Source organism: Metabacillus sp. RB-C-LZQ-3-1 (assembly GCF_058315175.1).
This window is the reverse complement of record NZ_JBZFLI010000005.1, coordinates 253778-276097: the sequence shown is the minus strand read 5'-3', so window position 1 is coordinate 276097 and position 22320 is coordinate 253778. Positions and strand designations below refer to the sequence as shown.

Sequence of the window (22320 nt, the reverse complement as noted above, 5' to 3'; positions counted from 1 at the left end):
TATGATTTCTGATAGTTAAACATAACATACTTGCTTTACAAATGATGTTGAATCATGTTGAACATTAAATTTAAAATTGAAGGAAGTGTGACGTAATGAGTGACTGCATTTTTTGCAAAATTGTTAATGGAGAAATTCCAAGTGCAAAGGTGTTTGAAAATGAACATGTTATAGCATTTCTAGATATTAGCCAAGTAACAAAAGGACACACTCTAGTTGTTCCAAAAGTACATAAAGAAAATATCTATGAACTTACACCGGAAATTGCCGGAAAACTATTTGAGGTTGTCCCTAAAATTGCCAATTCAATTAAAGAACAATTTCAACCTATAGGGTTAAACCTTCTTAATAATAATGGTGAAAAAGCTGGGCAATCTGTGTTCCATTACCATATGCATATCATCCCAAGATACGGTAAAGGCGATGGTTTTGGTGCTGTTTGGAAATCACATGCAGAAGAATATACTCCAGAAGAACTCCAGGAAATTGCTTCAAAAATTCACAACGGAATATCTTAATTGTTTAGCCGCTTAATGCGGTTTTTTTATACCACTATATATGTAACCGTTTTCCATCCTAACTTTCACAAAGATGAAAATTTTCAGTCTACATTTCCTTCTCTATTCATGATAGGATATGAGTATTATTTTACGTTCTAATCGAGGAGGGCAATTCATGAGAGCTTATAATTTTAATGCAGGACCAGCGGCAATTCCATTATCTGTGCTTGAACGCGCACAAAAAGAATTAGTAAATTTCCAAAATACAGGCATGTCTGTTATGGAGCTTAGCCATCGTAGTAAAGATTACGAAGAAGTTCACAATCGTGCAAACTCATTACTTAGAGAACTTTTAGGTATTCCGGACAACTATGAAGTACTATTTTTACAAGGTGGGGCGAGCCTTCAATTCTCTATGATTCCAATGAACTTCTTAAAGGAAGGACAAACAGCTCATTTTATTATGTCAGGTGCCTGGTCTGATAAAGCACTAAAAGAAGCGAAGTTTTTCGGTGAAACAAGAATTTTAGCTTCAAGTAAAGAAGACAATTACACACATATTCCAACAGATTATTCATTGGATGAAGTAAAAGATGGTGCTTACCTTCACATTACATCAAATAATACGATTTTCGGAACTCAGTGGGAAAATTATCCAGATAGCCCTATTCCATTAATCGCTGACATGTCTAGTGATATTTTATGTAAGGAAATTGATGTGGAGAAATTTTCATTAATCTATGCAGGAGCTCAGAAAAACCTTGGTCCTTCAGGTGTTACAGTTGTTATTGTTAAAAAGGAATTTTTAGAATCTGCAAAAGAAGATGTTCCGACAATCTTAAACTACCGAACTCATGCTAAAAATAATTCTTTATTCAACACACCTCCTACCTTTGCGATTTATATGCTATCTCTTGTTTTAGAATGGGTTAAAGAACAAGGCGGAGTTAAAAGTATTCAAAAAATCAATGAAGAAAAAGCTGGATACATCTATTCTGCAATTGATAATAGTGACGGTTTTTATAAACCACATGCAACAGAAGATAGTCGCTCATTAATGAATATTACCTTCACCCTACCGAGTGATGAGCTTACAAAGAAATTCCTTCAAGAGGCAAAAGAACGTCAATTTATCGGACTTGCAGGTCATAGATCTGTCGGCGGCTGCAGAGCTTCTACTTACAATGCTGTACCAAAAGAAGCTTGTGTTGCACTTGCTAATTTCATGACTGAATTCAAAAATCAAAATAGCTGATTATGTGAAAAGAAAAGGATTTTTTAGGATCCTTTTCTTTTTTTATGCTGTTCATTCCATCTATTTTTTGACAGGGTAAATTCTCTGTACGACATTGATAAATGTTGCTATAATAATAAATAAGTTCTTTTGCAATAGGAAATGAGTTCACTATTGGGGAGAAGATTTTTGGAGATTAGAAGAGGAGAGATGAGAAAATGAACACAAGAGTATTAGTTATTTTATCTTTATTTGCTGCAATCGGGGCTGTATTAAGTATGGTAATGCCTCCATTTTTCGGTGGTATGAAGCCTGATATGATGTTAACGATGATGTTTATCGGAATTATTATGTTTCCTGCTATTAAAAATGTCGCATTGCTAGGTGTTGTGACTGGATTTTTATCTGCTTTAACATCAGCATTCCCAGGCGGTTTCATTCCAAATGTTATCGACAAAGTGGTTACAGCATTCGTATTTTACGGTCTAGTCTTAGCAGTTAAGAAAATTGCACAAAAGGTTGCAACAGCAACAGTACTCACAGTGATTGGGACAATTGTATCAGGAACAGTCTTCCTAGCGGCCGCTTTATTAATTGTCGGCTTACCAGGCGATGCAGCTTTTACAACATTATTCATTACCGTTGTATTACCTGCTACATTATTTAACGGCGCTGCGATGATTATTATCCTTCCAATTGTTCAAGCTATTTTCAAACGCTCAAGAATTATTACAGTCGCTTAAGACATTAATAAGCAAGAAAGAGGATGTTATCTAAATTCATCCTCTTTCTTGCTTTTTTGTGCTATCGGAAAAAACGTAAAATTTTGGATGCAATTTTTGGAGTATTAGTTAAAAAGCAATAAAATAACTCCAATTAGAAACATCGTCACTCCCCCGCTAGCTAGTACTGCTATCTTTTGTTTGACTATTTTTTTAGGTGGATAAGATGCTGATTGCTGAAGAAGCTTAAAATAATGGAAAGTACCTATAAAGAGTAATAAACTAATAACGAAAAATAAAAAGATGACACCTGCCAACCTCATCCCCCCTTAAATTTATAGCTTTTGCTTGGGCTTTTTTATGAAGGACTTTTTCACCCGCAGTTTCGTGCAATTTTGTCCATCATCATTTCATTTCCAAGGATTTTCCCGGTTCCTTAACCGTTTTTGTCTTTTTAATCCTCTAATATATAAGAACATGTCCATGAAGAACAGGAACTTATAATCGACTTAATAAATAGGTATGCTAACTTTTATATATGTATGTATAATGTTTATTGAAGACATCTTTGGGTATGTTGATAAGAAGGTAGTCACGATTCATCATACATATTTATGGAGGGATGCAGATTGTCAAATAATAAATCATTGTTAGTGGGATTACTTGTTGGAGGCGTAATAGGTGGTGTCGCCACATTACTCTCAACCCCTTCATCAGGAAAAGAGATCCGAAGTCAAATGAATCTTAATCGCAAGCAGATTGAAGATCTTGTGAATCAGTTAAAAAAGGAAAGTAAGGCGCTAAAAGGGCAATTAATTCAAACGGCAAAAGAAAGCTCTGAAGTGGTAAAAGAGGTATCTTCTGACTTAATGAAGTCTATTAAACAGTATCAACAAGAAACTGAACCACATAAAGAAAACATTATGAAAGAAATTGAAGAAATTGATATCAGAATTAAACAACTTGAAAAAACATTAAACTAGTATTTAGGCTGAATTATTTTTGGATGAAATAAAAAAGTGTGATAGACAAGCTATGTCTTCGCACTTTTTTTATTGCTCAAATCGTTGATATTAAAGGGTTCACAAAAATTTTTAAAAATTTCGTAAATTTATATCTTTATTAATCTTTATTTTATTGGCATAATAGAGAATAATACATGGGAAGATCAGGGGTGACTGCTGATGAAACATAATGAAAGGGAATATACAGTAAAAGAAGCCTTGTTATTTAGTCAACGTGTTGCGCAGCTGAGTAAAGCATTGTGGAAAACCATTGAGAAGGATTGGCAGCAGTGGATCAAGCCTTATGATTTAAACATTAATGAGCACCATATTCTGTGGATTGCTGATCATCTAAATGGTGCATCTATTTCAGAGATTGCTAAATTCGGAGTCATGCATGTTTCTACTGCTTTCAACTTTTCAAAGAAACTTGAGGAAAGAGGATATCTCGAGTTCTCGAAAAAAGCAAATGACAAGCGAAACACGTATATTAAGCTAACAAAACAAGGCGAAGAAGTACTTGCAAAACTTTTAGAAGACTTTAGTCCAGACAGAAACTCTGTCTTAAAAGGGGCTTTACCACTTCAAAACCTTTATGGTAAATTTCCTGAAATGATGGAAATGATGTGTATTATTCGTAATATTTACGGTGAAGACTTTATGGAAATTTTTGAGCAATCATTCCATAACATTGAGGATGCTTTCAAAAATGATCAAGAAAAAGAGTCTAAGTCTGAACAGCTCATTTCATCACCTTAATGAACGAATGAATATTACATTAGATCTAAGAAATCATTCATTAAGGAGCTATATAAGTTTTGTCTATGTAATGCTTGGATCGTTTCATATAATTCTAGCTTTGGGTTTAATTGGCCAGCAAATCGCGTAAGGAGATCTGTAAAGATCACTAATCCTTGCGCTTTTTGGTCTTCATGTAACCTGGAAATTTCCTCACAAATCATCAATGTTTCTTCGATCTCATCTTTACTTAATCCTTTCGTCATCACTAAATGATAAAAGGGAAATGTAGTTGGCTCCACTATTTTTAATAATAATGATTGATAATATTCTAATGTTTCCAATCTTTTTTCTATCGAATCCATTCCTTACCCTCTTTCTTATCACATACATTGTTGTTCTTTATTGTATAGTATTCCCTACTCGAAAGGAAGTTTTTATCATTTTTCACCACATAAAGTGAAGCTCCCATAAGTGGTTTTTTCTTCCCCCCCACTTACGGCTAGTTGAGCCAACCAAACGGACCTTTACGAGCAATTCCCCCCGTTACCCTCTTTGTACACTCAGAAGCTTGAGGCGGGGGTCAAACTGCTCGTTAAGAGTAGGAAAAAATAAATTTTATTATTAATCGTTTACATCTTTAATTCGTTATTGATTTTTTCTTCACACCGTCGTACAGTATGGTAGTAATTAGTTTTATAGAAAGTTTGGGACGGTGAGACAATGTACTGCTGGAAAACCATAAACCTTTCAAGGGATATTGGTCTATACAGGATTTTATTTATATCGATGTTAACAATGATTCTAGTTTTTATTTTAACCTACTTGCCTATTAACCTGCTATTCCCAAAAATTCATCTGAATGACAGATATTTTTTGTTTTTTATGCTTATTTTGGTTAGCATGATTCCTATTCATAAATTACTACATGTCATTCCGTTAGTATTAACTGGGTGTCGTGTTTCAATCAATATTAAATTTTATCGGCTATTCCCTGCTTTCCAGCTCAAAGCATGTGACGGGATAAAGAAGAATCGTATGATTATTTCTTTATTAACACCGTTTCTTACCTTTACAACCTTATTTTTAATTGGAGGCATTTATTATCCTGCCTACATGCATTACTTTAGTATAGCTATGGCTTTCCATATTGGCATTTGTGTACCTGATTTCTTGTTACTTAAGCACTTATTATTTGCTCCTAAGGTTTGCTTGATCGAAGAGTTCGAGGATGGATATGAGGTACTTGTACAAAAATAATCGATAAATAAAGTGGCAAAGAACTTTGTCACTTTTTTACATTTTATTGCGAATCGGATGTCAATGCTATCTTTTTCATAAATAGTTTGGTAATCTAATATGTATAATGTGGGGAGGGGGATCTCTAGTGTTAATTTTCTTCATCTTGTTTGCCGTCTTTATCTTGTTTTACATAAATAAGCTTACAAATACATTGTGCTTAGTACGCGAGATTCCTGAAGACCGTCAAACAAAGGTTTTTAGAACAATCAATGTACTTATCACCATCTTGCTGATTTCTTCATATATTGAAGTTCTTTACACCTAAAAAGCTCAGTTTGGCCTCGAAGTAAATAATCTCGAATCAAAGTTAAGTATGGCAGGTTCATCATCTTATTTTTATCGAGGCTCAGTATTCTAGTTCATTAAACATTTTAGATACATAGTTATTCAGATTTAATGTAGTAAACATAAAAAATAGTAAAGCTAACAGGAGAACCTGTTAGCTTTTTTATCATCTTATAACCAAGCTGCACCAACGATGATCAACAAGATGAACAATACGACGATTAACGCAAAACCACCTGCATAAGCTCCGCCCATAATGACACCTCCCTTATATTGTTACAATATCCTATGATTAAATCACTTTAACGGTATAGGCATATATCCCATACAGTTCCATTTAATTAGTAAAGATAGGAAGCTCCAATAATAATTAACAAAATGAAAAGCACCACAATTAAAGCAAAGTTACCTGTAAAAGCGTGACCCATATTAATTACCTCCTTTATTTCTTTCAATATATCCTATGTACATGTGCTGATGATGATTGGACGATTGCCCAGTTCCTGATTTTTGTTTTCTTTTTTAAAACAACATAAAAAGAGAGCGTTTTCTTTGAAAAAACTTTTTGATCGAGACTCATTATGGTATAGTATTTCTTGTATAATCTGGCATTACATAAGAAAGCTGGATCCAGTAAAAATCGATTAAATAATTTTGACTAGGAGTTGTAGAAGAAGATGAAAAAATTAGCCGTTGTACTAGCAACAGCAACAAGCTTACTTGCATTAAGCGCATGTAATAATGCTGATTCAGAAGTTGTTGTTGAAACAAAAGCTGGAAATATCACGAAAGATGAATTTTATGAAGCAATGAAAGACCGTTTCGGTGGAGATGTTCTTACAGAGCTTGTTCATGAAAAGGTTCTTAGCGATAAATATGAAGTAACTGATGATGAAGTACAAAAAGAATTTGAAAATCTAAAAACACAATATGGGGCACAATTTGAAAGTGTTGTCCAAGCACAAGGTGAAGATGTTGTAAAACAAATGGTAAAAGTTGATTTGTTAAGAAAGAAAGCGGCAGAAGCTGAAGTTAAAGTAACAGATGAGGATATCAAGGCTTACCACGAATCATTAGAAGGCCAAATTAAAGCGAGCCATATCCTTGTAGAGGATGAAGCAAAAGCAAAAGAAGTAAAAGAAAAACTTGATGCTGGAGAGAAATTTGAAGATCTTGCGAAGGAATATTCAAAAGACCCAGGTTCTGCTCAGAACGGTGGAGACCTAGGATGGTTTGGTGAAGGTTCGATGGTTAAAGAATTCGAAGAAGCAGCCTTTAAGTTAAAAGAAGGTGAAGTAAGTGCACCTGTAAAATCTGAATTTGGCTACCATATCATTAAAGTTACTGAAACAGTAAAACCGATTGATGAAATGAAAGATTCACTTACTGAAGAGGTTCGCAAGCAAAAAATTCAACAACCTGACACAATTCAAAGTGCCCTTGATAAAGCCATTAAAGACTCAAGTGTTGATGTGAAGGATGAAGATTTAAAAGACCTGTTTAAAACTGAGGAAGCTAAAGAAACCAAGGAAACTGAGAAGTAAGTAAAAAAACTTGGCTTGCCGCCAAGTTTTTTTATACACTTATTAAGTTTCACTCTTATAGCACAAAGGCTCTCGTTGATTCGAGAGCCTTTGTTTTTTTAGCTTGCAGACTGATCATCTTGTAATTGTTGTTGTTCAAGCATTTCCTTTTTCTTTTGACGTTCCTGCTCAATTCGATCAAGATAAACTTGACCTTCCTTTTCAATGAAATCCTCATCAATTAATTTATCTTGACGCGCTGTTTTAAAAGCCATATATCCACTGATGAGAATTCCTATAATACATAAATAAATCCACCAAGGCAACATGACCATTGCTGTTTCCCCCTTTAAAACTTGTACATGTGACAAGCCCTTTTCTAGGAGCATATGATCAGATTTCCTATTATATGATTATTTACATATAAGAAAATAAGACATTATTTATGGAAAGTTGGTTTATAAAATGAACGGTTATCTAAAGCAAAAACTCTCTCTGTATATTCACCCGGCTTCACACGCTCAAGTGCACGATCCAGCATGTTCATTTTTGCATCAAGATTATCTATATAATGGAGAATTTCAGCTTCTTTAATCATTGGAGGCTTTGGACTTCCCCATTCTGCCTTTCCATGATGACTTAGGACTAAGTGCTGAAGAACAACGATTTCTTCCCCTTCAATTTGTAGATGCTCGGCTGCTTTGGCAATTTCATTCACCATTATGGAAATATGACCCAATAGGTTACCTTCTACCGTATATGTTGTGCTTATTGGCCCTGACAATTCAATAACCTTTCCTAAGTCATGGAGGATCACACCAGCATAAAGCAAATCAGTATCAAGACTAGGATATAAAGTTGCGATTGACTTGGCTAAATCAAGCATAGAGACAACATGATAGGCTAAGCCTGATACGAATTCATGATGATTCTTCGTTGCAGCTGGATATTCCATAAAAGCTGAACCATGTTTCTTTAATAAATACCTTGTCACTCGCTGTATATTCGGATTTTTCATTTCAAAAATATACTGAGTAATTTTGTCATTCATCACATCTTTGGCAATCGGCGCTGTTTCTAAAAGGTCAGATATCTCAATCTTCTCTTCGTCATGCTTCGGACGAATTTTTCGGATTTTCAATTGATTACGTCCGCGATAATGATGAATATCCCCTAAAACCTTCACAATGCTTTGAGGACTATACATCGCTTCATCCTCTTGTGAAGCATCCCAAAGCTTTGCTTCTATTTCTCCAGATGTATCTTGTAAAATTAATGTTAAAAATGCTTTTCCATTACTTGCAATTCCTTTTGTAGAAGATTTTATTAATAAATGAACTTCCACTTGTTCCCCAATGTCATAATGCAATATTCCTTTTCCCATCCTAAAAAAGCTCCTCTCAGTACGTGTTCATGTGATTTTTATTATTTTTTTAATTTAAGCTATTTCCACAAACTTTGCTGCTTTGTAAAAAGTGCCTCAGGATGGTTGATTGGAGCTCCAGGATGCTCATCTTGAGTGGGGCGTGCGGTTAGCCTCTTGGCGCACAGCGCCTGCGGGGTCTCACCTGTCACGCTACTCCCACAGGAGTCTCGCACCTTCCCCTCCAATCAACCTAGATAGTGTTCAATCAAAGAAATTTAAAATACAACACTCCTATAACATATAGCCTAATTTATAATAATTATTTGTATCGCTAGTATAGCATAATTGGTATACATCTTTGTTTTGTGAAACTTTTATTTAACCAATTTTTATGGTTTCTGAAAGATTCACCATGTGTTCTGATTGTGATTGTGACGCTAAATGCTGATGACATGTAAAGAAAATCACTTGATAGTCTTTTTTTAGTTCATGCAAAAGCTTTAACGTATTCGATGTTCTGAGATGATCGAAATGGACAAAGCTGTCATCAATAATCACCGGTAAGTTTAACCGCGAGTTGATGTTTTTAATAATCGCCAATCGAATCGATAAGTAGAGTTGCTCGGCAGTAGCCTGACTAAGCTCTTCTGCATAAAATTTCACTCCATCCTGACGTTCAACTACGAAAGATTGCTTTTCTGCTGGTAAATAAACGCGTTGATAAGAATCTGAAGTAAGCAGTTGAAAGTAATACGTAATGGAAGATAACAATTCCGGCAGCTTTTCCTCCCTGTGCCTATGAACTGTTTTTTGTAAGAGATCCTTTGCAAGTGCTCTGATGATCCATTTCTCTGCTTCATCTTTCATCATTGCCTTTTCATTTTCAAAGGCATGTCTCAGCTTAGAGTATGTGCCGCTTTGTTCCATTTCTTCAATTTTGACAAGAATACTAGAATACTCCTGTTGCAATTGATTTTCTTTCTTCTCAATTTGTTCAATCGCATTCTCTACATCTTTTATCCTCACATCTATTGTTTCTAATTTTTCTTTGGATATGGCTTCTAGATCTACATCGTTTTCCAAAGCCAATTGTTTTTCAATCCATTGCACCTGTTTTTGTATTTCTTGACGCTGCTCATACACTTTAGCCAGCTTTCTACATTCATCTTCATTTTCACACCTGCTGCTACGAATCAATTCATCTTTCTGCTTGTCTATAAATGCAATCTCATCTGATAATTTAGCTAGCTCTTCTTTTATCTCCTCTTTTTTCTCTTTTATCTTCTCTCGCTTAGCAGCATTTGAAATTTCCAAACTACTCTGCTTTGTTAATATATAAATTGATTCTTTAATGGAGGAGCTTTCAATCTGGCAAACCTCTGCTAATCTTTTCACTTCATCTTCAAACTTTAATTGATCCTCGTCGAGTAATCTTTCTTCTGCACAATATTTGTTCTTTTCAATGATCACACTTTGAAGATGCTGCAAAGCCTCAAAAGCCTCTAACAAAACTTCAGAAGATGCATTTGTATCTACCCGAATTTGTTTTGCCAGCTCTGAAAGTTGTTCACGAACATGATATTGATCCTTTTCCCATTCTTCATACTGCTTTACGATCCTCTCATATGCCCTTTCCTGTTGCTCAAGAACATGATTCTCATGGCGTAGAGATTGTCTCACCATTTGATCTTTTTCTAAAAGAGCCATAATATCTGATAATGCTCTGCTTGATGAAGATTGGTTTTGCTGGGCTTTTTCGAGCCTTTGATCTAAAGACTTTAACTTAGACTCTAAATGCTCGACAAGCGTGTCCTTTTTTGTTTGCAGATTTTTCAGCTGAAAAATAGCTCCAATACATGCCATGATTAAGATTCCGAACAAAGGCCAATTTTGTTGAAGAAACAGCCAAATAGATCCAGTTAATAAAATAAGAGCAAAGAGTGTCAGAAAAATAGATTGCTGAGTCTTTTCTGCCTTATATCCCTGCTTCCGTTTTTTCAATTCTGATGAAACCAGCTGATGTTCTTGCTGAAGGTCTAGAAGGCTTGTTTCTTTTCTTTCCGCTGCCTCTTGTTCTAAAGAGGCTCTTTCATCATCTGATAACACTTCACTTTTTAATTTACCTATTTTCCATTCTGCTTCTTCGAGAGCATTCTTCACCTGTTCAAATTGTTCATCAAGCATTTGTTTTTTATGGTTTGACTTTACCTCATTTTCAAGCAACCTTTTTAGCGTATCTTTCATCATGATTGTTGCTTGAATACTTAGGATTTCATCCTCTGGTAAATGCGGGTACAATCTTTGCTTTAACACTTCATATTCGTGTTGAAGCTGCTCGATTTTTTTCACTACATATTGCTTGGTTTTTACCTTTTCTTCATATAGCGATAGCTGCTCACGAACATGCCCAATATCGTTCTTATGTATAATAAAGGCATCATTGACAATGATGTTCTCCTCTTCCTCCGTCAATTGTGCTTCTCGGGCTTTTAAAGCATGAAGCTGCATTTTCAGTGGTTGAAGAGTAACATGAAAATGATCCAGTCTCTGAAGTGCATCCTCTGGTAAATGGTCTGTATTTGGCCATTGCTTTATTTGATCCATACACCAGCTTTTTTCTTTGATTAAGGGTAGAACAGCTTTTGCCTTTTCTAAATACCTATGCTCCAGCATTTTATCGCGTTTTGATTTGGTCATAATTGAAAGCTCGTTTTGAAGAGACGCTTTTTCATTCAGTAATTGCTCATAAAAATGATTTTTTCTCTTTGCCTCCTGCAGATGTGCAGCATATTCCTTTAATTTTGCAAGTCCTTCATTTAAAATTGGTCTTTTTCCATTCGGTTTATAAAGAAGGTCCAATTGTTTTGATAAATTATCTTCAATCGAAAAAAGGGCATCAGCTCCATAAATACTAGAAAAAAACAGGTATTTTCCGATCTGATTAGAATCCAGCTTTTGAATTTGCTGCAAGCCGTGTACGTCAAAAGAAAAAATCGATCGATACGTCTCTTTATCAATCCCTCCTAAAAGTGTTTGAATGAATTCCTCATTCTCTGTTGTTCCGTCCTCAAACTCAATGGCAACTTGACCGCCAAATTTACCCGGCAACCGTTCAATTTTTAATCGCTCACCGCTCTCTGTTTGAACGATAAGAAATCCACCATAGCTTGTTCCCTTTTTCGGTTCATAACGGTTTTCAGCTTGTTGCTTTGACGGATAGCCAAATAGGATACTATGTATAAATGACATAATCGTTGATTTACCAGCTTCGTTTTCTCCGTAAATCACTGAAAAATTTGATTTACCGAGGATAATATGCTGATTTTCAAATTTTCCATATCCATAGATTTGAAGTTCTTCTATTTTCAATCTATTCACCTCACTTTTGGTCATGTTGTTGCAGCAATTCACGATGTAGTAATTGCTCTGCTTTTTCGAGAAGCTGTTTCTTCTCTTCAGAAGTAAAACCGCCAATATGTTTTCGGAAGATTGGATTTTTCTTCAGCGGTTCTATCACTTCATCAAACTCATCGTATTCTTTTATCGTATTTTCCAAGTCCTCGTAGAAGGTTAATAGCTTTTGTGAGGTAGTTCGAGGCTTTATTGTCCGATCGATCATTTTGACGACCCACACAAAATTTTCTTGGTCATTCAGTTGTTCATTTAAAACATCAACAAGATCTCCGATAAGTTCTTGAGAGTTTAACTCATTTGCTAGTTCACCTGAATCGACTAAAGAGATGGTTAAACATATCGCTTTGTTTTCCGTTTTTATGTCCTCAATGTTTTTTTCACAAGCTTGGATCAGCTCTGATATGTTTTGGAGGCCATTGATCGAAACCTTAATCTCTTTCCATCTTACTTCATCTGTTGTCACAAACGTACTTCTTACTGTGCCCTCTTCCATTTCAACTAAGTAACAGCCTTTTCTTCCTGATTCCTTTCGGTGACGGCCCTGTATATTCCCTGGGTAGGCAATCACAGGGTGTGATTCGTGCAGCACTTGCCGTTTATGAATATGTCCTAATGCCCAATAGTCAAAGTCTTTGCTTAATAAGTCATTAATTTTAAATGGACAATACGCGTCATGATCCTTATTTCCCTCTGCTGAACCATGTAGCATACCAATATGGAAAACATGAGGATTTTCCTTTTTTATGTATTGTGAAGTGATATTCTCATAAACAGCACGCTCAGGATAACTATAACCGTATATATAAGCAAGCGATGTTTTGTTCTTCTTGTATTCCTTCATTTCAACCTTACGACTAGAAAACACATGGACATTTTCCGGCCATTCCAGATCAAGCCATTTTCCACCCATATGGTCATGATTTCCATGAATGATATACACTTGAATATCATTCCTTGCTAAACGTTCAAATTCTTTTTTTAACCTTATTTGAGCTTTTAGGCTTCGCTCATCCTCATCATATAAATCCCCAGATAGTAATACAAAATCCACCTTTTCTTCAATTGCACACGTAATCATTTTTGAAAAGGATAAAAACGTACTCTCTCTCACTCTTTCAAAAAGCTTTGCCGGCATATGTGTTAACCCTACAAAAGGACTGTCTAAATGAAGATCTGCAGCATGGATAAATTTAATGAAACTCATATATACCTCTTTCTTAGCTTTCTTTGTTTCCCTTTATTTTACCATCTCTAAAATACGAATGCACGTTCTGTGCTAAAAACTTGGTTCGAGAGAAAATAAAAAGAGAATAGCTTAATATAAACTTTAAGCCATTCTCTTCTTACTTACTTATCTTTTGATAACATTAGCGCTTTTTTTAAATCTTTAAAGGATGAAGATTTACCATAAATCAGGACGCCGCCTTTGTAAACTCTTGCTCCAAAAACTGCTAATAGGATGATCGTTCCAAGAAGCAGAGCGATTGACAAAGCAATTTCCCAAAACGGAATACTTAGCATACCCACACGAAGGAACATAATCATCGGTGTAAAAAACGGAATATAAGAACTTACAGTAATAAATGTTGTGTCAGGATTCGTTAATCCAAACATCGCAATCATAAAAGCACCTACAATTAAGAAGATCATTGGTGATATTAATTGTTGGACATCTTCCGTTCGGCTAACAAGTGATCCTAAGAAAGCTGCAAGTGTCGCAAAAAGAAAATACCCTAATAAAAAGTAAATACCAGCATAAATAAATGTTGAGATCGGAATATTTGAAAAACCAAACATTCCACCAGTCATTGCCGTTAGATCCTCCATTTTTGCCTGAATGGAAGCATAGCCGACTATTAAAATAATGAGCATCTGTGTAATGCTTAATAGCCCTATTCCAAGCAACTTTGCAAACATCTGCTTAACCGGTGATACACTGGAAATTAAAATCTCCATCACTCTTGATGACTTTTCTGTTGCGACCTCTGTTGCAATCATGCTTGCATAAAAGATAACAGAGAAATAAATAACAAATAGGAGAATGTACACTAAGCCTCTTGCTTGATTCAATTCTTCTTCAGTTTTCGCATTATCCTCTAAGGCTACTTTTTTCACTTCTACTGGTGTGAACAATTGGTCTAATTCATTTGTTTGCAGCCCAAGCTTTTCTCTTCCTATTTCAAGTTTTGTTTGCTGTAATACTTGTTCCACCTGTGTGAAAATCTGACTATCAGTTATAGAGCTCGTTTTTACTGTAGCTTCTGGAAGTTGATTAGCATCATTTGATAAAACAATGATTCCATCTAACTCTCCAGATAACACACGATTCTCTAACTCTTCCTCGTTCTTGTCTGAATTTTCAACTGAAAGCGGAAAACCTGAAGCAGCTAAATTTGTTTCGAACAGGTCATAATATCCTTCTGGCTCATCAATTACGGCAAATACTTTTGTTTGTTCACCATCATCAAACCATTCAATGATGGTTGTGATATTAGATAGCCCATACAGAATAAGTGCTGTCAGTAATGTTGTAATAATAAATGATTTCGTTTTAAGTTTGTTCAGATAAGTATGAGCAACCATGATCCAAAATTTATTCATATGAAGCACCTACTTTTTCTATGAAAATATCATTTAATGATGGTTCCTCAAGCGCAAACTTTCGGACAAAACCTTTGTGTTGAAGCTCATGAAAAATTACGTTCGCTACCTCTTCGTTTTCAATTTGCAATTCTACACCTTCGGATAGTTGCTTACTTCTTAGTACCCCTGGTATTTTCTCTAGAAAACTCATATCAAAATCACCATGAATATAGAGGTTTTTCTTACCAAATGAGCTCTTGATCTCACGTAATGACCCGTGAACAACCGGTTTTCCTTTATGCATTATACATAGATGCTGACAAAGCTCTTCCACATGCTCCATCCGATGACTCGCAAAAACAATTGAAGTACCTGCTTCTTTCAAGTCAATCACAGCCTTTTTCAAAAGCTCGACATTAATTGGATCCAACCCGCTAAATGGTTCATCCAAGATTAAAAGCTTTGGTTTATGTAAAACCGCTGCGATAAATTGTATTTTTTGCTGATTTCCTTTTGAAAGCTCTTCAACCTTTTTATTAGCATACTCTGTAACATTAAATCGTTGCAGCCAACTGTTCATTTCTTTTAACACTTGCTGCTTGGTCATTCCTTTTAATCTACCTAAATACATAAGTTGATCCTTTACCTTGAGTTTAGGGTAAAGGCCTCGTTCCTCTGGTAAATAACCAATCTTGTCACTTTCTTCATACGAAATGTTATTTCCATTCCATGTAATCGTACCGTCAGTAGGGTTTAATAACCCTAGGATCATTCGAAATGTTGTCGTTTTCCCTGCCCCATTAGCTCCAAGGAAACCAAAAATCTCATTTTCCGGTATTGTTATTGAAAGCTGATCAACAGCAAGATACGAACCAAACCGCTTTGTCACATGATCAATTGTTAAACTCATATTTTCCCTCCTCCATATGTACTACGAATATGGAAAAAGAAGGTTTCATCTTTATGCAGGAAAACTCTACAAAAATAAGAATACTATGAAAGTATGGATCTACAACAAGGGAGGAATGGCGAATGGGAATATACCACTTAACAGTTTTCGAAAAAAATGGGGAAAAGCTATTAGATGAAAGCTTTGAAGCCCAAAGTGAAAAAGAGGCAAAGGAAATTGGATTGAAAAAATTAGAAGAAAAAAACTATACAAATAAAACTCATCGTTGTACATCATCATCAGGGAAGCTTGTATTATTCGCTAGATAAGTAACCTTAAATGATACTAAAAAAAGGCAGCCTCTTATTGAGACTGCCCTTTAGCCGAAATAACCTTTACTTACCTGTAAACTGCGGCACACGCTTTTCTAAAAATGCCGCTACCCCTTCACGGTGATCTTCCGTTCGTCTCATTTCAAGCTGACTTTTTGTTTCAAGTTCTAACGTTTGGGCTAGTTCATGTTTTTCTTGAGAGCTAAAAAGTACTTTGGATGCTATCATGGCCTTTAATGGTCTTGCTTCCAATTTCCTTTTCATTAATTCAATCTGTTCCTCTGCATCTCCTTCATAGATCCTATCGATCATTCCGAGTTTCAGTGCATCGTCACTTGCGATTGATTTCCCTTCCCAAATCACCTGTTTTGCTTGATGCTCACCTAAGCGTTTCTTTAAGAAGAAATGACCTCCGCCATCTGGAACAAGACCTATGTTGATAAAATTCATAGCAACTTTTGCGTTCTTTTCCGCTATAACTTGATCACATGCCAATGCAAAGCTAAGACCTAAGCCTGCAGCAGCTCCATTGATTAAACTCACTGTAACAGCCGGCATTGTGTATAGTGTGACAATAATATTTTTAATCTTATCCATAACATCATCAAAACCATCTTCACCCTTAGTCGATAACATTGTCTTGAGGTCACCGCCTGCACAAAAAGCTTGGCCCCTCCCTGTAATAAATAAGAGATTAATATCAGACTTCTTTATTTCATTCAGACATTCTGAAAGTTCATTTAACATTTGTACATCCATTGCATTTAAGGATTTCACTCTGTTTAAATATAGTGTCGCCGCATTCTCCTGTTTGACCAATTCAAGTGTATCGTAAGCCATTTCTCCCACCCCTTATTTTTATTTCAATATATTAATTCTAAAAGACGTGTAGGATATCCTGCTTTTTTCAATGCTATTTCGCATACTTCGTTGCTTAAGCAATAAGTATCATGCATGGTTGATTGCAGCACCAGGACACTCGCTTTCCGTGGGGGCGTACGCTGAGGCCAACGGGGTCTTCTTACCTTCACGCGGCCCCCTTGTCTTGCTCCAGCGCCCAGCCCCTCTAGGGTCTAGCCACTCTTGAATTGAAGACAAAAGAACGTCTACTATTCAAGAGCGTCTTATGCTTGTAGGGACTAAACAGGCGCTTCCGCATTTCTAAACAGGAGTCTTGCATCTTCCACTTCAATCACCCTACTCAATTTTTGTTCATAGAATCCGATAAAAAGCAAAAATCTAATATATAGAGCGGATCGAAAAAAAAGCAGCAGAAACTTTACCAAGTAAAATCCCTACCGCTTCATCTATTATTTAGAAAATAATTCCTCTAATATCTTAATTTTTTCAGTTGTATAATGCTCAAATCCATCATTATATGATTTCGGATCCTTTGGATTGGCAAAATGCGTAATTTTTCTTGTTGTCGGGTGAACAAATTTACTTGCTGCTCCGCATCCAATTCCGATAATGGTCTGCTGCTCTTCCATAATCATGATGTTATAAATGCTATCTTGACCTTTAAGCGCATAGCCCACATTTTCTAAATTTCCTAAGATATTTTTTTGACGGTATAAATAATAAGGGGCATAGCCGTGTTCCTTTGTCCATGAAACAGCATGATCCATCATTGTTGTAATTTCTTCACGGCTCGCTACCTTATATTTATGCTTGTTTTGCGTCATTTCTGAAGCACGTTTGAATGATAGAGTATGAACAGTCAATGATTCGGGCATAAGTTTTGCTGATTCTGAAAGGGAATAATCAAATTCCTCAACTCCTTCACCAGGTAACCCAATAATCAAATCCATATTAATATTATTCATACCCATACGCCTTGCTAAATGAAATTTCTCAATCGTCTCTTCTACTGTATGATGACGGCCAATCGCTTTTAGTGTTGCCTGTGTATATGATTGCGGATTAATACTAATTCGATCGATCTTCCATTTATTCAACACTTTAAGCTTTTCTTCAGTGATCGTATCAGGTCTGCCAGCTTCAACCGTGATTTCACGAATATTCTTCACATCAGGGAATGATTCGACCATCTCTTCGTAAAGCATATCCATCTCTTCTGCGGTGATGCTTGTTGGAGTTCCTCCACCATAATAAACAGTTGTAATCTTGATATTATTGTCTTTTAACCACTGACCAATCGCTCTCATCTCATAGTGAAGTCCACCTAAAAATGATGTAACAGAACCTTGCCTTCCGTTGATAGCATAGGCAGGGAATGTACAGTAAGCACATTTAGTCGGACAAAACGGGATGCCAATATAAATACTTACTTCATTAGCTAGAGTGTCAAGATCTGGTACAACCTCAAGTTGACGCTCGACAATTTGCTGCATCAGATTAATTTTCTCTTCAGATAATAAATACTCTTCTCTGAACATTTTATGAATCTCAGACGTGTCCATACCTTCTTGTCTCTTTTTATGATAAAGCTTTGTCGGACGAATACCTGTCAAAATTCCCCACTTCTGAATCATGCCAGTGTAGTCTTGAAGCAATGTTAAGTAGACATAGGAAAGCGTATTTTTTACTTGCCTTAATCTTTCCTTGCCTTCAAGATGTGACGGAATTTCCCTTTCTTTACTTGCAGTAAATTGCTTCCCATCTTCTGAGAGCAAAGTACCTTTCATAAAGACCTTTTCACTCGTTTCTTCAATAAAAAACTCTGCTTCTAAAGAATGATCACCTTCTGTAAAGCAGAGCTCTGTTTCTTCAAAAAACAAGTTACCGATTAATGTGAGTGGACGATGGAAACGTTCATCTTCAATACCCTTTATATAAATTCTCATGAATAATCACCTTAATTTTTTTTGTGAAAACTTATTTAAGTGTACAAAAAAAGAGCTTCATTGGTCAATGTTAACTTTGATATGAACGTTCTAAAGTCACATTGTTTCGACTAAACAAGTTTTTGGATGGTTGATTTCCGCTACAGGATGCTCGCTTTCCGTGAGGCGGTGAGTCTCCTCGATGCCAATGCCTGCTTGAGTCTCACCGGCGCGCTAAAAGTTCAAAAATAATCATAATATTTTCTAATAGCAAGCTCATAGAATAATAGTAGAAATAAGACAAGGTTTAGAATAGGAGGCAGTATTCGTTGAAAAAATTTGCTCCTTTTATATTTGTTGTAGCCGCAATCGCAATAATAGGTTACTTTGATTCTCCTAAATTTGCTGAAAAAGAACAATCGGTTTCCACTTTCCCTTTCCCTGAGGAGGAAACAACGTCAGCAACCACAGCTGAGGAAGAAGAAATAAAAGGAATACCTGAATTAGAGAACCGGCTCGTTGATATGTATCAAGAAGATGGATATTCGATTGAAGTTTACCAGGAGTATGAGGTATATAAGGACGAGCAGGGAAATGTCATCGAGAGAGCTCCAACAGAAAATTATCATTATTTGCGGTACAAACAGTAAAATGCATAAGGATACCCCCCTTATGCATTTTGCTTTGAAATAAAAATTTTCATTATTGATCTAAGAAATGAACAATCAAGTTATCAAAATATGATCTTTGATAGATATACAACAGTGGTAACAGTAACCATACTGCATAAAGTGGACATTAATACGGCTTGTGCAGCATATTCAGGATGATTTCCATATTCCAAGGCAAAAAGGGAACTGTTTCTTGAAGTAGGAAATGAACTTGCAATGAACAATGCCTGTGCCGTTGTACCTTCTAAATTTAAAATGATAATCACCATGAATGCAATACAGGGAGATAAAACAAGTCTGCCAAAAAGACTTAGTATCAATGGAGTAGAGAACCGGTATATCTTTAAAAATGCACTTTGGGCTCCAAGTGTAAGAAGTGCTATCGCTAAAAATGCATTTGAAATACTTTCGATTGGAGTCCAGAGAAAATCAGGAATGCTTATAGATGCAGCTTGAAGAATTAACCCTAACAAAAAAGCATATAATACAGGGTTTTTCAAAAAAACCTTCATCGCTTTAATCCCTCTGCTACTAACCGATACAGAATTAAATAACCCATAGGTGTAAGTAAGAAGATTTTGAAAGATCATGACAACAACTTGAATGGATAATCCTAAAGGGTTATGCTGAAAAACAAGTTGGCTTACAGGTAACCCAAAATTCCCAGAGTTACTTAATACAACACTGTTTTTAAAGGTAGAGGATAAGCCCCTCTCAAATTTAAACTGCTTTGATATCCCTGTACTTATCGCCATTAGACAAAGATTTTGCAACACTAGAAAGCTAAGAATGAGCAGGAGTGTACTCCCGCCCATTTCACTTTGATAAACATTGGCAAAACCTACTGCTGGTAAAAGTAAATATGAATTCAATTTTGATAATGTTCCCATATCAAAATTGAATTTTCGATGGAGAAATGCACCGATTCCAATTAGTAAAAAAACAGGCAAAATAACATTCAATATAATAAGAAAAAAAACATCCATATCATAAATCCCCCATTTGATTCCCCCAATTTACAAATTAATTATAGTAACGATAACAAATTAATAAAAATACAAATATTCTATCGAGAAATATTCAAAAAATGAATAATGGAAAGAACAAGGCGTAGCGCCTTGTTCAGCCTAGGGCAAATAAGCCAATTTAGAATTGAAGGCGTTCTTTGCCTTCAACTTTAAATTGACTAGACCCTAGAGGCAGTTACTTACGCGACGACGTCCTGTCGCTGTAACTGAACTTGCTTATCCTGTGCTTCGGATCTGGATGCTGAAGCGCTTATCCAGAATCAATGCATTTTATAGTTTCCCTGCAATTAAAAAAACACTGGGAAATTCCTAAAGGGTTCCGTTTTGAGGTGCTTTTATGAAATTTAAAGCCGAAATAAATGACAAAAGTTTAGACAGAGCAATTGGTATTTTAAAATGTAAAAACTCACCGCATATGGTGAGTTTTCTTTATAAGGCCTATAAAGACCAAATCGCTTTTGGAAAACGAAGAAAGTGGTCTTCATTTAGGTGATGATGACCAAATCTCTTCGGAAAATCAGGGGAAATGGTCTTCATTTAGGCGATGATGACCAAATCGCTTTTGAAAATCAAAAAAAGTGGTCTTCATTTAGGTGATGATGACCAAATCTCTTCGGAAAATCAGGGGAAATGGTCTTCATTTAGGCGATGATGACCAAATCTCTTTTGAAAATCAAAGAAAGTGGTCTTCATTTAGGTGATGATGACCAAATCTCTTCGGAAAATCAGGGGAAATGGTCTTCATTTAGGCGATGATGACCACATCCCTTCGGAAATCAGAGGAAGCTCACCGCCCGCCCCGCGGAAAGCGAGCATCCTGGAGCGGAAATTACCTTACCACTACTTATGAATGTTTGCAAAAATTGCCTTGCATCAAATATCATTTTTAAAATCCAATTTCCCAACAAATTCAACAAACTCTTTCACTACCTTCATCTCAAGAGATTGATTGTGATAAAACATCCATGTTTTTCTTACAATCGGTTCACCTTTACCATTTTTTATCTTTATACGACAAAGATCTGGTTGATCTTCAACAAGTACACTAGGAAGAATCCCATACCCTAGACCGTTTAAAACCATTTCTTTGCACGTATCTGCTTTATCCACTTCCATCTCAATTAAGGGAGGTAAAGAAAATGTCCCAGCCCACCAATTATCGATGACTGCCTTTAATGTTGTATCTGTCTCATATTGAATTCTCGGTAATAATGGTAAGTCCTTAAGCTCAATCTCTTCACTTGCGGTGACACAAATATTTTCTTCAAACAGAAGTTGCTTTGAATCTGCCCATTGATAATCTCCCCGAACAATACCAATATGAACATCATGATTATAAACAAGGTTAAATATATCCCGACTCCAACCTGTTACAACTTTATATTTCACTTTTGGAAACTGTTCACGAAAAAGTTTTAATAATCCTGGCAGCTTATGTCTCGTTATATAATTCGAAACCCCTAATCGTAAGGTTCCGCTTACCTCATGATTCATATTTCTCACTGTTTCTTTGATTTCGCGAAGACGAGCAATCATTTCATCTGCACATTTCACTAAGTATTCACCCTGTGGTGTAAATTGAACACCTTTTGCCCCCCGATTAATGATAGCTAGATCGAATTCTTTTTCTATCTGTTGAATCCTCTTCGTTAATGATGGCTGTGAAATATATAAACTTTGTGCTGTTTTCGTAATGTTCTTTTTCTCATAAAGAAGTTTTAGAATTAGCCAATCACGTTCATCCATAAGTTCCTCCATAAAATCCAATTGTATAATTTCCTAATTACTGTGGAAATATCAAGCCTAACCCTGTAAACATTCTCTCTCCATCATCTGTTTTCGTTTATTCTAGCACAATTTTCTTAAAATTAACTTTTATTTGAAGGTTGTATCAGCTTAGATATCAAAAAGCATTACCTAATAACACAAAAGGGTCTGACCCT

The 22320-nt window shown here is 35.8% G+C and carries 24 protein-coding genes; 10 read left to right on the top strand and 14 right to left on the bottom strand.

Annotation, left to right across the window (positions count from 1 at the left end):
* Positions 1–95: 95 nt before the first annotated feature.
* From AC4GZ8_RS10740 to AC4GZ8_RS10730, 3 genes are all read left to right on the top strand, one after another.
* Complete coding sequence (locus tag AC4GZ8_RS10740) at positions 96–518, top strand: HIT family protein (protein ID WP_491081844.1); 423 nt, start codon at positions 96–98, stop codon at positions 516–518.
* A gap of 157 nt (positions 519–675) precedes the next feature.
* On the top strand, positions 676–1755 hold the full coding sequence (gene serC, locus AC4GZ8_RS10735) for a 3-phosphoserine/phosphohydroxythreonine transaminase (RefSeq protein WP_491081843.1): 1080 nt from the start codon (positions 676–678) through the stop codon (positions 1753–1755).
* Between the two features lie 197 nt (positions 1756–1952).
* The gene (locus AC4GZ8_RS10730) at positions 1953–2477 is read left to right on the top strand and encodes a tryptophan transporter (RefSeq protein WP_491081842.1); all 525 of its coding nucleotides are present in this window, start codon (positions 1953–1955) and stop codon (positions 2475–2477) included.
* Positions 2478–2581: 104 nt separating this feature from the next.
* Here the strand turns inward: AC4GZ8_RS10730 and yhzF are convergent, their stop codons facing one another.
* Positions 2582–2773 carry a membrane protein YhzF gene (gene yhzF, locus AC4GZ8_RS10725; protein ID WP_491081841.1) on the bottom strand — a complete coding sequence of 64 codons (192 nt, stop codon included), beginning with the start codon at positions 2771–2773 and terminating at the stop codon, positions 2582–2584.
* Between the two features lie 312 nt (positions 2774–3085).
* On the opposite strand from yhzF, the gene AC4GZ8_RS10720 reads away from it, so the two are divergent.
* Positions 3086–3439, top strand: coding sequence for a YtxH domain-containing protein (locus AC4GZ8_RS10720; RefSeq protein ID WP_491081840.1), 354 nt, complete (start codon positions 3086–3088; stop codon positions 3437–3439).
* 201 nt (positions 3440–3640) lie between these two features.
* On the top strand, positions 3641–4219 hold the full coding sequence (locus tag AC4GZ8_RS10715; RefSeq protein WP_491081839.1) for an HTH-type transcriptional regulator Hpr: 579 nt from the start codon (positions 3641–3643) through the stop codon (positions 4217–4219).
* A 14-nt stretch (positions 4220–4233) separates the two neighbouring features.
* On the opposite strand, the gene AC4GZ8_RS10710 is transcribed toward AC4GZ8_RS10715, so the two are convergent.
* Positions 4234–4563, bottom strand: a complete 330-nt coding sequence (locus AC4GZ8_RS10710; RefSeq protein WP_491081838.1) for a DUF1878 family protein — start codon at positions 4561–4563, stop codon at positions 4234–4236.
* A 358-nt stretch (positions 4564–4921) separates the two neighbouring features.
* Here AC4GZ8_RS10710 and AC4GZ8_RS10705 point away from each other — a divergent pair, with 358 nt between their 5' ends.
* Both AC4GZ8_RS10705 and AC4GZ8_RS10700 read left to right on the top strand, forming a co-directional pair.
* A complete protein-coding gene (locus tag AC4GZ8_RS10705; RefSeq protein WP_491081837.1) occupies positions 4922–5458 on the top strand; it encodes a DUF3267 domain-containing protein in 537 nt (178 codons plus the stop codon).
* A 127-nt stretch (positions 5459–5585) separates the two neighbouring features.
* Positions 5586–5765, top strand: a complete 180-nt coding sequence (locus AC4GZ8_RS10700) for a hypothetical protein (protein WP_102228315.1) — start codon at positions 5586–5588, stop codon at positions 5763–5765.
* Positions 5766–5956: 191 nt separating this feature from the next.
* Here the strand turns inward: AC4GZ8_RS10700 and AC4GZ8_RS10695 are convergent, their stop codons facing one another.
* Positions 5957–6040 (bottom strand): YjcZ family sporulation protein, encoded by an 84-nt coding sequence (locus AC4GZ8_RS10695; RefSeq protein WP_095300992.1) that lies wholly within the window; start codon positions 6038–6040, stop codon positions 5957–5959.
* 86 nt (positions 6041–6126) lie between these two features.
* Positions 6127–6213, bottom strand: a complete 87-nt coding sequence (locus AC4GZ8_RS10690; RefSeq protein ID WP_051475522.1) for a YjcZ family sporulation protein — start codon at positions 6211–6213, stop codon at positions 6127–6129.
* Positions 6214–6462: 249 nt separating this feature from the next.
* Between AC4GZ8_RS10690 and AC4GZ8_RS10685 the strand changes: the two genes are divergently transcribed.
* Positions 6463–7329 carry a peptidylprolyl isomerase gene (locus tag AC4GZ8_RS10685; protein WP_491081836.1) on the top strand — a complete coding sequence of 289 codons (867 nt, stop codon included), beginning with the start codon at positions 6463–6465 and terminating at the stop codon, positions 7327–7329.
* A 98-nt stretch (positions 7330–7427) separates the two neighbouring features.
* Here AC4GZ8_RS10685 and AC4GZ8_RS10680 read toward each other — a convergent pair whose 3' ends face one another.
* From AC4GZ8_RS10680 to AC4GZ8_RS10655, 6 genes are all read right to left on the bottom strand, one after another.
* Positions 7428–7643 (bottom strand): sporulation YhaL family protein, encoded by a 216-nt coding sequence (locus AC4GZ8_RS10680; protein WP_491081835.1) that lies wholly within the window; start codon positions 7641–7643, stop codon positions 7428–7430.
* A gap of 104 nt (positions 7644–7747) precedes the next feature.
* Positions 7748–8692, bottom strand: coding sequence for a 3'-5' exoribonuclease YhaM (gene yhaM / locus AC4GZ8_RS10675; RefSeq protein ID WP_491081834.1), 945 nt, complete (start codon positions 8690–8692; stop codon positions 7748–7750).
* Positions 8693–9052: 360 nt separating this feature from the next.
* Positions 9053–12043: an ATP-binding protein gene (locus tag AC4GZ8_RS10670; protein WP_491081833.1), complete on the bottom strand. Its 2991-nt coding sequence runs from the start codon at positions 12041–12043 to the stop codon at positions 9053–9055.
* Between the two features lie 10 nt (positions 12044–12053).
* Positions 12054–13292, bottom strand: a complete 1239-nt coding sequence (locus AC4GZ8_RS10665; RefSeq protein ID WP_491081832.1) for a metallophosphoesterase family protein — start codon at positions 13290–13292, stop codon at positions 12054–12056.
* A 143-nt stretch (positions 13293–13435) separates the two neighbouring features.
* Positions 13436–14689 (bottom strand): ABC transporter permease, encoded by a 1254-nt coding sequence (locus AC4GZ8_RS10660; protein WP_491081831.1) that lies wholly within the window; start codon positions 14687–14689, stop codon positions 13436–13438.
* Entirely contained in the window at positions 14682–15581 is a 900-nt protein-coding gene (locus AC4GZ8_RS10655; RefSeq protein ID WP_491081830.1) for an ABC transporter ATP-binding protein, read from the bottom strand. Before AC4GZ8_RS10655 ends, AC4GZ8_RS10660 begins: the two co-directional genes overlap by 8 nt.
* A 122-nt stretch (positions 15582–15703) precedes the next feature.
* On the opposite strand from AC4GZ8_RS10655, the gene AC4GZ8_RS10650 reads away from it, so the two are divergent.
* On the top strand, positions 15704–15889 hold the full coding sequence (locus AC4GZ8_RS10650; RefSeq protein ID WP_491081829.1) for a YhzD family protein: 186 nt from the start codon (positions 15704–15706) through the stop codon (positions 15887–15889).
* A 66-nt stretch (positions 15890–15955) separates the two neighbouring features.
* Here the strand turns inward: AC4GZ8_RS10650 and AC4GZ8_RS10645 are convergent, their stop codons facing one another.
* Positions 15956–16732 (bottom strand): enoyl-CoA hydratase, encoded by a 777-nt coding sequence (locus AC4GZ8_RS10645; protein ID WP_491081828.1) that lies wholly within the window; start codon positions 16730–16732, stop codon positions 15956–15958.
* A 470-nt stretch (positions 16733–17202) separates the two neighbouring features.
* A complete protein-coding gene (locus AC4GZ8_RS10640) occupies positions 17203–18699 on the bottom strand; it encodes a coproporphyrinogen III oxidase (protein WP_491081827.1) in 1497 nt (498 codons plus the stop codon).
* A 308-nt stretch (positions 18700–19007) separates the two neighbouring features.
* On the opposite strand from AC4GZ8_RS10640, the gene AC4GZ8_RS10635 reads away from it, so the two are divergent.
* Positions 19008–19328 carry a hypothetical protein gene (locus AC4GZ8_RS10635; protein ID WP_491081826.1) on the top strand — a complete coding sequence of 107 codons (321 nt, stop codon included), beginning with the start codon at positions 19008–19010 and terminating at the stop codon, positions 19326–19328.
* An 83-nt stretch (positions 19329–19411) separates the two neighbouring features.
* Here AC4GZ8_RS10635 and AC4GZ8_RS10630 read toward each other — a convergent pair whose 3' ends face one another.
* Both AC4GZ8_RS10630 and AC4GZ8_RS10625 read right to left on the bottom strand, forming a co-directional pair.
* Complete coding sequence (locus tag AC4GZ8_RS10630; protein WP_491081825.1) at positions 19412–20335, bottom strand: AEC family transporter; 924 nt, start codon at positions 20333–20335, stop codon at positions 19412–19414.
* Between the two features lie 915 nt (positions 20336–21250).
* Positions 21251–22123: a LysR family transcriptional regulator gene (locus tag AC4GZ8_RS10625; protein ID WP_491081824.1), complete on the bottom strand. Its 873-nt coding sequence runs from the start codon at positions 22121–22123 to the stop codon at positions 21251–21253.
* Positions 22124–22320: the final 197 nt, after the last annotated feature.

What these genes read in the sequence shown, in the direction of transcription:
- AC4GZ8_RS10665 (WP_491081832.1), bottom strand. Translation starts at nt 13,292, where the DNA reads ATGAGTTTCATTAAATTTATCCATGCTGCAGATCTTCATTTAGACAGT.
- yhaM (WP_491081834.1), bottom strand. Translation starts at nt 8,692, where the DNA reads ATGGGAAAAGGAATATTGCATTATGACATTGGGGAACAAGTGGAAGTT.
- AC4GZ8_RS10650 (WP_491081829.1), top strand. Translation starts at nt 15,704, where the DNA reads ATGGGAATATACCACTTAACAGTTTTCGAAAAAAATGGGGAAAAGCTA.
- AC4GZ8_RS10660 (WP_491081831.1), bottom strand. Translation starts at nt 14,689, where the DNA reads ATGAATAAATTTTGGATCATGGTTGCTCATACTTATCTGAACAAACTT.
- AC4GZ8_RS10645 (WP_491081828.1), bottom strand. Translation starts at nt 16,732, where the DNA reads ATGGCTTACGATACACTTGAATTGGTCAAACAGGAGAATGCGGCGACA.
- AC4GZ8_RS10625 (WP_491081824.1), bottom strand. Translation starts at nt 22,123, where the DNA reads ATGGATGAACGTGATTGGCTAATTCTAAAACTTCTTTATGAGAAAAAG.
- AC4GZ8_RS10690 (WP_051475522.1), bottom strand. Translation starts at nt 6,213, where the DNA reads ATGGGTCACGCTTTTACAGGTAACTTTGCTTTAATTGTGGTGCTTTTC.
- AC4GZ8_RS10640 (WP_491081827.1), bottom strand. Translation starts at nt 18,699, where the DNA reads ATGAGAATTTATATAAAGGGTATTGAAGATGAACGTTTCCATCGTCCA.
- AC4GZ8_RS10705 (WP_491081837.1), top strand. Translation starts at nt 4,922, where the DNA reads ATGTACTGCTGGAAAACCATAAACCTTTCAAGGGATATTGGTCTATAC.
- serC (WP_491081843.1), top strand. Translation starts at nt 676, where the DNA reads ATGAGAGCTTATAATTTTAATGCAGGACCAGCGGCAATTCCATTATCT.
- AC4GZ8_RS10695 (WP_095300992.1), bottom strand. Translation starts at nt 6,040, where the DNA reads ATGGGCGGAGCTTATGCAGGTGGTTTTGCGTTAATCGTCGTATTGTTC.
- AC4GZ8_RS10710 (WP_491081838.1), bottom strand. Translation starts at nt 4,563, where the DNA reads ATGGATTCGATAGAAAAAAGATTGGAAACATTAGAATATTATCAATCA.
- AC4GZ8_RS10740 (WP_491081844.1), top strand. Translation starts at nt 96, where the DNA reads ATGAGTGACTGCATTTTTTGCAAAATTGTTAATGGAGAAATTCCAAGT.
- AC4GZ8_RS10630 (WP_491081825.1), bottom strand. Translation starts at nt 20,335, where the DNA reads ATGGATGTTTTTTTTCTTATTATATTGAATGTTATTTTGCCTGTTTTT.
- AC4GZ8_RS10715 (WP_491081839.1), top strand. Translation starts at nt 3,641, where the DNA reads ATGAAACATAATGAAAGGGAATATACAGTAAAAGAAGCCTTGTTATTT.
- AC4GZ8_RS10680 (WP_491081835.1), bottom strand. Translation starts at nt 7,643, where the DNA reads ATGGTCATGTTGCCTTGGTGGATTTATTTATGTATTATAGGAATTCTC.
- AC4GZ8_RS10685 (WP_491081836.1), top strand. Translation starts at nt 6,463, where the DNA reads ATGAAAAAATTAGCCGTTGTACTAGCAACAGCAACAAGCTTACTTGCA.
- AC4GZ8_RS10655 (WP_491081830.1), bottom strand. Translation starts at nt 15,581, where the DNA reads ATGAGTTTAACAATTGATCATGTGACAAAGCGGTTTGGTTCGTATCTT.
- AC4GZ8_RS10730 (WP_491081842.1), top strand. Translation starts at nt 1,953, where the DNA reads ATGAACACAAGAGTATTAGTTATTTTATCTTTATTTGCTGCAATCGGG.